Here is a 9,821-nt window from a genome sequence, read left to right as displayed (position 1 = left end):
TCTCGTCGCCCTTCAGGCCCTCGCGGATCACCCGGTAGCCGTCGACCTTGGGCCCGAGCTTCACGTCGCGCGCCGAGGCCGTGCCGTCCTCGGAGACAAGGTAGACGATGCGCTTGTCCTGGTTGGCCGACACCGCCTCGTCGGGCAGCAGCACGCCCTGGAAGGGCTTGGTCGCCGGCATCGCGACGATGCCGAACAGGCCGGGCTTGATGAAGCCGTCCTTGTTCTCGACGGTGGCGCGCAGCAGCACCGTGCCGGTCTGGTTGTCGACGCGGTTGTCCACGAAATCGAGCGTGCCCTTGCGGGTCGGCTTCTCCTCGCCGGTGAGCGCGATCATGATCGGCACGCCCTTGCCGCGCTGGGTCTGGCCCATGCCGATGTTGAGGCTGTTCTGGTACTTGAGGAAGGATTTCTCATCGACCGTGAAGCCGAAATAGATCGGGTCGAGCGAGACGATCGTGGTCAGCATCGTCTGGTCGGTGATGACGATGTTGCCCTCGGTGACGAGGCGGCGGCTGATGCGCCCATCGATCGGCGATTTCACCTCGGTGAAGTCGTAGTTGAGCTGGGCGTTGCGCAAAGCCGCCTCCGCGCTGTCCACGTCGGCCTGCGCGGTCTGCGAGGCCTGGCGGCGCTGGTCGGTGACCTGCTCGGAGATGTTGCCCCCCCGCGACAGCGTCTGGGCGCGCTCGAGATCGGTCTGGGTGAAAGAGAGCCGGGCCTTGGCCGAGGTCAGCGCGGCCTGCGCCTGCTCCAGCGCCGCCTTGTAGGGGCGCCGGTCGATGATGAAGAGCACGTCGCCCCGCTTCACCGTAGCGCCGTCCGTGAACTGAATCTTGTCGAGATAGCCGGTGACGCGGGCGCGCACCTCGACGAACTCGATCGGGTCGAAGCGGCCCGTATACTGATCCTGCTCGACGATCTCGCGGACCACGGGCTTGGCGACCGTGACCTTCGGCGGCGGCCCGCCCGGTGCCTGGGCGGAGGCCGGCACGGCGCCGGCCAGGATGCCGGCCAAGGCGCCGGCGAGAGCAGGAACGAGGAGGCTGGCGAGCCGGCTGCGCAGGGCAGGATGCATGACGGAGTCCCTGAGCATCGGCCGGCGGCGCACGGGGCGGATCGCCGGCGGGATCGATGCGTGGTCAGAGGAGGCTGGGCGGGTCGGCGCGGATGGAGGGACGCAGACCTTCACAGTCTTGTGCGCCCCTAGTCCCTTGTGCAGTTCAGAGTTGTGCGGCGGCGCACACGACACGCGCACCGCGATCGCCACGGGTGCACTATTCAACGGCTTCACCGGCCGCGTACCAGTCCTTGAAGCCGCCGCGGTAATGCGCCTCGATCGGCAACCCGGCCTGTTGCGCGGCACGGAGCGCGTGCACCGAGCGCACGCCCGCGGCGCAGACGAAGACCGGTCGGCGGGCATCCCCGTCGATCAGCGCGGCGAGCGCCTGCGGGTCGAATTCCGAGAGCGGGTGGGTCACGGCGCCGGGAATGTGGCCGCCCGCGTATTCGTGGTCTTCGCGGACGTCGATCAGCAGCAGGCTGCCGTCGGCGAGGCCTCGCTTGACCGCGTCGCGATCGAGGTCGATCACCCGCATCCGCACTCCTTCCGGTATCCGGCCCAACCGTCGCCTGCGCGCCGTCGGGACGCGCCGGGGCGCGGACGGCGGAATCTGGGTCCCGCGGCGGAATCCCGTGCGGAATCCAGCGGCTGACGCTTTTCCTTATTCGTCAGCCCGGTCCGGCGCAACATGGCCGTGCCTGGACGCGCCCGCTGGCCGCACTATCACGGCCTGAGCCCTCTCGTCCGTGGAGCCGACCGTCCGCCATGCCGCGCCGCGCCCGCGCTCTTCTCCTCGCCGGCTCCTTGGCCTGTTTGCTGGCCGTCCCGCTGCCGGGCACGGCGCGGCCCACCCCGGCCGCCGAGGCGGTGCCCATCCCCTCGGACATCGCTCGCTCCCTGCCGGCGCTCGCCCCGAACGGCATGGTCGCCTCGCAGGAGGCGCGGGCGACGCGGATCGGCATCGAGATCCTGAAGCGCGGCGGCAACGCGGTCGACGCGGCGGTGGCGGTCGGCTTCGCCCTGGCCGTGACCCTGCCCCAGGCGGGCAATCTCGGCGGCGGCGGCTTCATGCTGGTGCATCTGGCCGAACGGAACGAGACGGTGGCGATCGACTACCGCGAGACCGCGCCGCGGGCGGCCACCGCCGACATGTTCCTGGGACCCGACGGCGCGCCGGACCGGACCGCCTCCACCCGGGGCGGCAAGGCGGTCGGCGTCCCCGGCACCGTCCGGGGCCTGGCCGAGGCGCACCGCCTGTACGGCTCGGGCAAGCTCACCCTGGCCGACCTGATCGCACCAGCCGAGCGGCTCGCCCGCGAGGGGATCGGCGTCGAGGGTGGGCTCGCCGATTCGCTGCCGCAGGTCGCCGGGATGCTCGGCCGCTGGCCCGCGACCCGGGCGGTGTTCTTCCGCGGCGACCGGGTGCTCGCCCGGGGCGAGACCCTCGTGCAGGCCGACCTCGCCGGCACGCTCCGGACCATCGCCGAGCAGGGGCCAGACGCCTTCTACACCGGCGCGATCGCGGAGAAGATCGCCGCCGCGGTGCAGGGAGCCGGCGGCATCATGACGGCCGACGATCTCGCCGGTTACCAAGTGAAGCTGCGCGAGCCGGTGCGCGGGACCTATCGCGGGCACGCGATCGTCTCGATGCCCCCGCCCTCCTCCGGCGGCATCCACCTGATCGAGATCCTGAACGTGCTGGAGGGCTTCGACCTCGCCGGCATGGGGGCGGGCAGCGCGCAGGCGCTCCACACGCTGGCCGAGGCGATGAAGCCCGCCTACGCCGACCGGGCCGCGTATCTCGGCGATCCCGACCGGGTGAAGATCCCGGTGCGGGGGCTGCTCGCCAAGGCCTACGCGGACAGGATCCGGGCCGGGATCGACCCCGAGCGGGCGCGCCCCGCCGACGCCGTGCGGGCCGGTGATCCCGCCCCCTACGAGTCGGATCAGACCACGCATTTCTCGGTGGTGGATGCGGCCGGCAACGCGGTCGCCAACACCTACACGCTGAACTTCTCCTACGGGATCGGGCTGGTGGCCGAGGGTACGGGGGTGCTCCTCAACAACGAGATGGACGATTTCTCGGCCAAGCCCGGCGCCCAGAACGCCTACGGGCTCGTCGGCAGCGACGCCAACGCGGTGGCCCCGGGCGCCCGGCCGCTCTCCTCGATGACCCCGACCTTCCTGTTCCGCGACGGCCGGCTCCTCCTCGTCACCGGCAGCCCCGGCGGCAGCCGCATCATCACCACGGTGCTGCAGGTGATCGTGAACCTCGTGGATTTCCGCATGAACCTCGCGCAGGCGGTGGACGCCCCGCGCATCCACCACCAGTGGAGGCCCGACGTGCTGCTCGCCGAGGAGGGCATCTCGCCCGACACCCTGGCCCTATTGCGCCGGAAGGGCCACACCGTGAGGGTCGGCCCCACAACCGGCTCGGCGAACTCGGTGATGCGGGTGGACGACGGCCTGCTCGCGGGCGCCTCCGACCCGCGCCAGCGCAGCACCCTCGCGGACGGCTACTGAGATCCAGGTCGCGGCTTCGCCGGCCCGGGCTCCTGTGAGAAGGTCCCAGACCTCTCGAAACCAGGACCGGGTCCGGCCCCGTCTGTCCCCCGGCGCGAAGGCGGGCTAAAGGAGGCCGCTCCCGCACAGGTTCCCATGCTCGCGCTCCGTTCCCTCGCCTTCAACCTCTGCTTCTACGCCGCCACCACGGTGATCGCGCTCGGCGGCCTGCCGGCCCTGGCCTCGCGGCGCACGGTGCTCGGCGTCGCCCGGCTCTGGGGGAACACCACGATCTGGCTGCTGCGGCACGTGGCGGGGATCCGCGTCGAGTTCCGGGGGCTGGAGAACATCCCGCCGGGGCCGCTCCTCGTCGCCGCCAAGCACCAATCGGCCCTGGAGACGCTCGCGCTCTGTACGGTCTTCCCGGAATTCGCCTACATCCTGAAGCGGGAACTCCTCTTCATCCCGGTCGTCGGCTGGCACCTGTCGCGGGGCGGCATGGTGGCGATCGACCGCACCAAGGGCACCCGCGCCATGAGCCTGATGAACGCGGCCGCGGCCGACGCCATCGCGCTCGGGCGCCAGCTCATCATCTTCCCCGAGGGCACGCGCCGGCCGACCAACGCGCCGCCCGCCTACAAGCAGGGCCTCTCGCACCTCTACGCGACGCTCGGCGTGCCCTGCCTGCCGGTCGCCCTCAACACCGGCCTGTTCTGGCCGCGCCGCGGCTTCGTGCGCCGGCCCGGGACCGCGGTGATCGAGTTCCTGCCGCCGATCCCGCCGGGCCTGCCCCGGGCCGCCTTCCACGCCGAGGTTCTGGAGCGGATCGAGGTCGCGTCGAACGCCCTCCTCGACGCCGGCCGGGCCGAGCTCGCCGCAAGCGGACACCCCGTGCCGGAACCGGCCACCGAAGCGTCGCGCGCCGCCTGACCAGGACCAGACATCGGCCCGATCGCCGCAGCCCTGGCGCCTTGTGGATAACCCGCGCCATCGCCATCTGCGGTGCAGGATGCGTCGCGCTTGACGCCTGTGGATAGCGACGGATATCTTAGAACAAATGGCGAACAAACGAGCTCTGTCCTGGTCGGCCGCGCTTCGCGACCTAAAGGACGATCGCACACGGAGGCAGGACGTGCGGGAAGAACGCCTGAGGACGACGGCCGGCCTGCGGGGCAGCCCGGCGCTGGCGCTCTCGGCCTGGCGCGGCCGCTCGGGCCGGCGCTACGTGGTCGGCGTGCACGCGCTGAACGAGCCGGCCCTCGACGAGGTCGGCGCCGCGGTGGTGCTGGCGGTGCGGCGCGACACGGCCGGCATCGCCGAGCTGGTCTCGGTCGCCACCTCGGGCGAGAGCCCGCGCGAGCATCTCGGACGCACCTGGCTCTCCGGGATGCGCGGCCACGGCGCGACCGAGATGCACGTCCACCGCCTCGCCGAGGACGAGGCCGAGCGCGCGGCGATCGCCGACGACCTGAGCACCGACACCGCGCGGGGCTGAGCGCAGGCTCGAGAAGCCCCGCCTGACATCCGGTGCGCGCGTCCTAGATCCGCTCCCGGCCCTCTTGCATCGCCGCACGGGTTGCGGGAGGTGCACGGCCGGTGACGGAGACGGCGGGCATGGCGCAGGGCTCGGAGCAGACGGACATCGTGCGGGACAAGCGCGGGGGGGTGCGCGGCTCGCGCCTCGGGCTGTTCCTGCCCTTCATCCTTCTAGCCGTGGTGGCGGTGCTGTGGACCGCCGGATGGTTCTACCTGCGCGACCGGGCGGGGCGCGAGATCGACGCTTGGCTCGCCCGCGAGGCCGCCGCCGGACGGACCTGGACCTGCGCCGACCGCTCGATCACCGGCTACCCGTTCCGGCTGGAGCTGCGCTGCGCCTCCGTGGCGCTGGCGCGCGCGGACGGCAGCTTCACGCTCGGCCCCTTCACCGCCCTGGTTCAGGTCTACCAGCCGCGCCACGCCCTGTTCGAGGCGGCCGGCCCGTTCCGGACCCAGCAGGGCGACCTGACCGGCGAGGCGAATTGGACCAGCCTGCGCGGCAGCTTCCACGGGGCAGCGGACGGGTTCGTGCGCGCCTCGCTGGCGGTCGACGCGCCGCGGGTCAACGTCTCCGGGCCCGCGCTCGACCGGCCCGTGGAGGTGACGGGCGAGCATCTCGAACTGCATGCCCGCCCGACGCCGGGGCGGTTCGACGCGGACGGTGCCGTCGATGCCAGCCTGCGCTTCACGAAAGCCCGCTCGGCCCAGGCGGACGCCCTGATCGGCAACGCGGACCCGGCCGACATCGCCCTCGACGCGACACTCACCAAGGCGGTCGTGCTGCGCACCGGCACGCTGGCCCGCGAGCTGGAGATCTGGCGCGAGGCCGAGGGTCGGCTCGAACTCGCCGGCCTCGCGATCAACAAGGGCGACCGACGCCTCCAGGCCAAGGGCACGCTCGGGCTCGACGAGGGGCACCGCATCGCGGGCCAGCTCGATCTCCGGGCGGCGGGGCTGGAGGCCCTGGTCGGCAGCCTCGTGGGCCAGCGCTACGGCGCCGACCGGGGGGCGCTGGTCGGCGCGCTCGTCGGCGGCCTGCTGGGCTCGGTGCGGACGCCCGGCACGGAGGGCGCGCCGGCCGGCGGCGAGGCGCCGCTGAAGCCGCTGCCGCCCCTGCGCCTGGGCGACGGCCGGATCATGCTGGGCCCTTTCACGATCCCGAACGTGCGGCTGGATCCGCTCTACTGAGGCATCCGGACCACACCCGCTGCCGAACCGCCGCGCCCTGCTTGCGCGGCGCGGGCCGCCCGGCGACGCTGCCGTCCTCTCGTCGGAGACGGTCGCGTGTTCGGTCCGGTCGCGGACATCCTGCTCTGTGGCGCCCTCGCCTACGCCGCCGCGCTCGTCGCGGCGCGCGGGCTGATCCGCGCGGGATTTCCGGTGCCCGCGAGCGGCGAGACCGCGATCGACGGGCTGCGGGGCCTCCTCGCCTTGGGCGTGCTCGTCCACCACGTCGCGATCTGGATCCCGGTGGCGCGCGCCGGTGCGGCCTGGACGACGCCCGAATCGCTGCCCCTGCACAATCTCGGCGCGGGCAGCGTCGGGCTGTTCTTCATGGTGACGGGCTACGTCTTCTACCCGCGCGTCCTCGGCGGCCTGCGGGGGCTCGACCTCGGCCGCCTCGCGCTCGGCCGGCTGTTCCGCCTCTACCCAGCCCTCATCGCCTCGATCCTGCTGATCCTCGGCCTGATCCTCTGGCGGACCGGCGGGGCGCAGGCCGGCACCATCCACGCGGAGGCGGCGGCTCTGCTGCGCTGGCTCGCCTGCGCGGGCACCCCGCCGCTGCTCGGCGAGGCCGATTCTGGGCGGATGAACGCCCACGTGCTCTGGTCGCTGCGCTACGAGTTGCTGTTCTACATCCTCGTCCTGCCGGCCTGCTGCGCGGCGATGGACCGGGTCCGGGGCCGGGCGCCGACCTGGTGGGTGCCCGCGGGGCTTCTCGTCGTCGCGCTGCTGCTGCGGCCGCTCAAGAACGCCCTGCCGCTGATCGGCTACCTGCCGCTCTTCGCTGTGGGCATGCTGGCCTACGAGGTGCGGCTGCGCGAGACGCTCGCCACCCGGCTGCGTGGGCCCGTGGCTACCTGCCTTGGCCTTGCCGCGCTCGCCCTCGCCGCGACCACGCAGGTGGTGCCCGGCAAGCCGGCGGCGCTCGCCCTCTACGGCGCCTTCTTCGTCTGCATCGCCTGCGGCAATGATCTCGGTGGCCTGCTGCGCGCGCGGAGCGCCCGGCTGCTCGGCGCCTGCTCCTACGGGGTCTACCTGCTGCACGGCGTGGTGCTGAGCGCGCTCTTCGTCGATCTCGCGCCCCTCACCGGCGCGGTCCCGACCGGGCTGCTGCCGCTGCTGATCCCGGCGGCGGCGATGGCCGCCGTCCTGCTGGCGGCCCTCGTCCACCTCGCCGTCGAGCGGCCCGGCATCCGGGCCGGACAGGCCCTGGCGCAGGCTTGGGAGCGCGCGCCCGTCCTCGGTCGCCTGCGCGCGCGGGCGGCCTGAGGGACGAGCGCTTCAGCCCTCCTTGCGGCGCCCGAAATCCGGTTCGGCCGTCTCCTGGCCCATCGCCACGATGCCGCGGCGGATCGCCCGAGTGCGGGTGAAGAGCGCGTGCAGCGCCTCGCCATCGCCCCAGCGGATGGCCCGCGCAAGCGCCGCCAGATCCTCGTTGAAGCGCCCGAGCATCTCCAGCACCGCGTCCTTGTTGGTCAGGAACACGTCGCGCCACATGGTCGGGTCGGAGGCGGCGATGCGGGTGAAATCGCGAAACCCGCCGGCCGAGAACTTGATCACCTCGGACTGCGTGACCTCTTCGAGGTCAGCCGCCGTGCCCACGATGTTGTAGGCGATCAGGTGCGGCACATGGCTGGTGATGGCGAGCACGAGGTCGTGGTGCTCCGGGCTCATCGTCTCGACGATGGCGCCCAGCCCCTCCCAGACGCCGCGCACCCGCGCGACCGCGGCCTCGTCCGTGCCCTCTGGCGGGGTGAGGATGCACCAGCGGTTCTGGAACAGGGTCGAGAAGCCGGCATCCGGTCCCGAATACTCGGTGCCCGCCACCGGATGGCCCGGCACGAAGGCGACGCCCGCGGGCAGGTGCGGCGCGACCGCGGCCACCACCGATCCCTTCACCGAGCCGACATCGGAGAGGATCGCGCCGGCTGCCAGATGCGGCGCGATCTCGGCGGCCACAGTGCCGACCGCGCCCACCGGCACGCACAGGATCACGAGGTCGGCCCCCGCCACGCCCTGGGCCGCGTCGCCCGTGACCTGCTCCGCGAGGCCGAGTTCCAGCACGCGCGCCCGCACGGCCGCGTCGCGGTCGATCGCCACGATGGTCTCGGCCAGCCCGTAGCGACGGGCGCCGCGGGCGATCGAGGAGCCGATCAGCCCGAGGCCGACGATGGCCAGGCGCCCGAGCGGCGCCGCTCCCGCCTCAGGCATGATCGCCCCGCACGAAGGCCCGGAGCGCGTCGAGGAAGGCCGCGTTGGCCTCCGCGCTGCCGACCGTCACCCGGAGGCAGGCCGGCAGGCCGTAGGAGACGACGCGCCGGGTGATCACGCCGCGGGCCGACAGGAAGGCGTCGGCCGCCGCCGCCGAGCGGCCGGGCGCGTCGGGGAAGTGGACGAGGATGAAGTTCGCTACGCTCGGGGTGACCGTCAGGCCGAGCGCCCGAACCTCCTCGGTGAGGCGGGCGAGCCAGGCGTCGTTGTGGGCAACCGCGGACGCCACGTGGACGTCGTCCTGGATCGCCGCGGCCCCCGCCCGGATCGCCGCCGCCGAGAGGTTGAAGGGTCCGCGGATGCGGTTGATCGCGTCGGCCACGTGCGCGGGCGCCACCATCCAGCCGATCCGCAGAGCGGCGAGCCCGTGGATCTTCGAGAAGGTGCGGGTCATCACGACGTTGTCGGCCTCCAGCACGAGGTCGAGACCGGAGCCGTAATCGTTGCGGCGGACATATTCCGCGTAGGCCCCGTCGAGGACGAGGAGAACGTGGGGCGGCAGGGCGGCGTGCAGGCGCCGCACTTCGTCGAAGGGCAGGTAGGTGCCGGTCGGGTTGTTGGGGTTGGCGATGTAGACGATCTTCGTCCGCTCGGTGACGCGGGCGATGAGCGCGTCGACGTCGGTGGTGAGATCACGCTCGGGCGCCACGACCGGCACGCCGCCCGCCGCCAGGATGGCGATGCGGTAGACGAGGAACCCGTGCTCGCTGAACAGGCCCTCGTCGCCGGGCGCGAGGTAGGCGTAGGCCAGGAGCGAGAGCAGCTCGTCCGAGCCCGCGCCGCAGACGATCCGGGCCGGGTCGAGGCCGTAGCGCTCCGCGATCGCCGTCCGCAGGGCGGCCGCATTGCCGTCCGGGTAGAGGGCGAGGTCGTCGAGGGTCGCGCGCGCCGCCGCGATCGCGGCTGGGCTCGGGCCCAGCGGCGTCTCGTTCGAGGAGAGCTTGTAGACCTTGTGGCCGCCGGGCGCGCCGCTCTTGCCGGGCACGTAAGCCTCGATCGCCGTGACGCCGGGGCGCGGCACGGGGCGGTTGGGAAGCGGAGCGGAGGACATGGCGGGTCGCGGGCGGCTCGGAGGGACGGCTCGGACGGGCGGGAGAACCGCGCCGGTCGAAGGGGCTCCGTCTACAGCATTTTGGCGCCCGATGAAGCCCGGCGACGCGGCGGGCGCATCGTGGCGGGATGCGTCGATCCGCCGGGACCTCCGAGGCGGGTGTGACGGATGACA

General features: G+C 72.9%; 9 protein-coding genes. 5 read left to right on the top strand and 4 right to left on the bottom strand.

Annotation, left to right across the window (positions count from 1 at the left end):
• Both MFF54_RS08785 and MFF54_RS08780 read right to left on the bottom strand, forming a co-directional pair.
• On the bottom strand, positions 1-1,078 hold a 1,078-nt coding region (locus MFF54_RS08785), incomplete at its 3' end, for an efflux RND transporter periplasmic adaptor subunit (protein WP_373321123.1).
• Between the two features lie 199 nt (positions 1,079-1,277).
• Entirely contained in the window at positions 1,278-1,598 is a 321-nt protein-coding gene (locus tag MFF54_RS08780; protein WP_238302224.1) for a rhodanese-like domain-containing protein, read from the bottom strand.
• Positions 1,599-1,828: 230 nt separating this feature from the next.
• On the opposite strand from MFF54_RS08780, the gene ggt reads away from it, so the two are divergent.
• The 5 genes from ggt (at position 1,829) to MFF54_RS08755 (ending at position 7,594) form a co-directional block, all read left to right on the top strand.
• Positions 1,829-3,586: a gamma-glutamyltransferase gene (gene ggt / locus MFF54_RS08775; RefSeq protein WP_238302223.1), complete on the top strand. Its 1,758-nt coding sequence runs from the start codon at positions 1,829-1,831 to the stop codon at positions 3,584-3,586.
• 135 nt (positions 3,587-3,721) lie between these two features.
• The gene (locus MFF54_RS08770) at positions 3,722-4,495 is read left to right on the top strand and encodes a lysophospholipid acyltransferase family protein (RefSeq protein WP_238302222.1); all 774 of its coding nucleotides are present in this window, start codon (positions 3,722-3,724) and stop codon (positions 4,493-4,495) included.
• 127 nt (positions 4,496-4,622) lie between these two features.
• Complete coding sequence (locus tag MFF54_RS08765) at positions 4,623-5,060, top strand: hypothetical protein (protein WP_238302221.1); 438 nt, start codon at positions 4,623-4,625, stop codon at positions 5,058-5,060.
• 119 nt (positions 5,061-5,179) lie between these two features.
• A complete protein-coding gene (locus MFF54_RS08760; protein WP_238302226.1) occupies positions 5,180-6,289 on the top strand; it encodes a DUF2125 domain-containing protein in 1,110 nt (369 codons plus the stop codon).
• A 96-nt stretch (positions 6,290-6,385) separates the two neighbouring features.
• Complete coding sequence (locus MFF54_RS08755; RefSeq protein ID WP_238302220.1) at positions 6,386-7,594, top strand: acyltransferase family protein; 1,209 nt, start codon at positions 6,386-6,388, stop codon at positions 7,592-7,594.
• Between the two features lie 12 nt (positions 7,595-7,606).
• Here MFF54_RS08755 and MFF54_RS08750 read toward each other — a convergent pair whose 3' ends face one another.
• Both MFF54_RS08750 and hisC read right to left on the bottom strand, forming a co-directional pair.
• The gene (locus MFF54_RS08750) at positions 7,607-8,536 is read right to left on the bottom strand and encodes a prephenate/arogenate dehydrogenase family protein (RefSeq protein WP_238302219.1); all 930 of its coding nucleotides are present in this window, start codon (positions 8,534-8,536) and stop codon (positions 7,607-7,609) included.
• Positions 8,529-9,647 (bottom strand): histidinol-phosphate transaminase, encoded by a 1,119-nt coding sequence (gene hisC, locus MFF54_RS08745; RefSeq protein ID WP_238302218.1) that lies wholly within the window; start codon positions 9,645-9,647, stop codon positions 8,529-8,531. Before hisC ends, MFF54_RS08750 begins: the two co-directional genes overlap by 8 nt.
• Positions 9,648-9,821 lie beyond the last annotated feature (174 nt).

This window comes from Methylobacterium gregans, from assembly GCF_022179245.1.
Lineage (GTDB): Bacteria > Pseudomonadota > Alphaproteobacteria > Rhizobiales > Beijerinckiaceae > Methylobacterium > Methylobacterium gregans.
The sequence above is the reverse complement of the archived record's forward strand: the minus strand, read 5'-3'. Positions and strand labels throughout refer to the sequence as shown.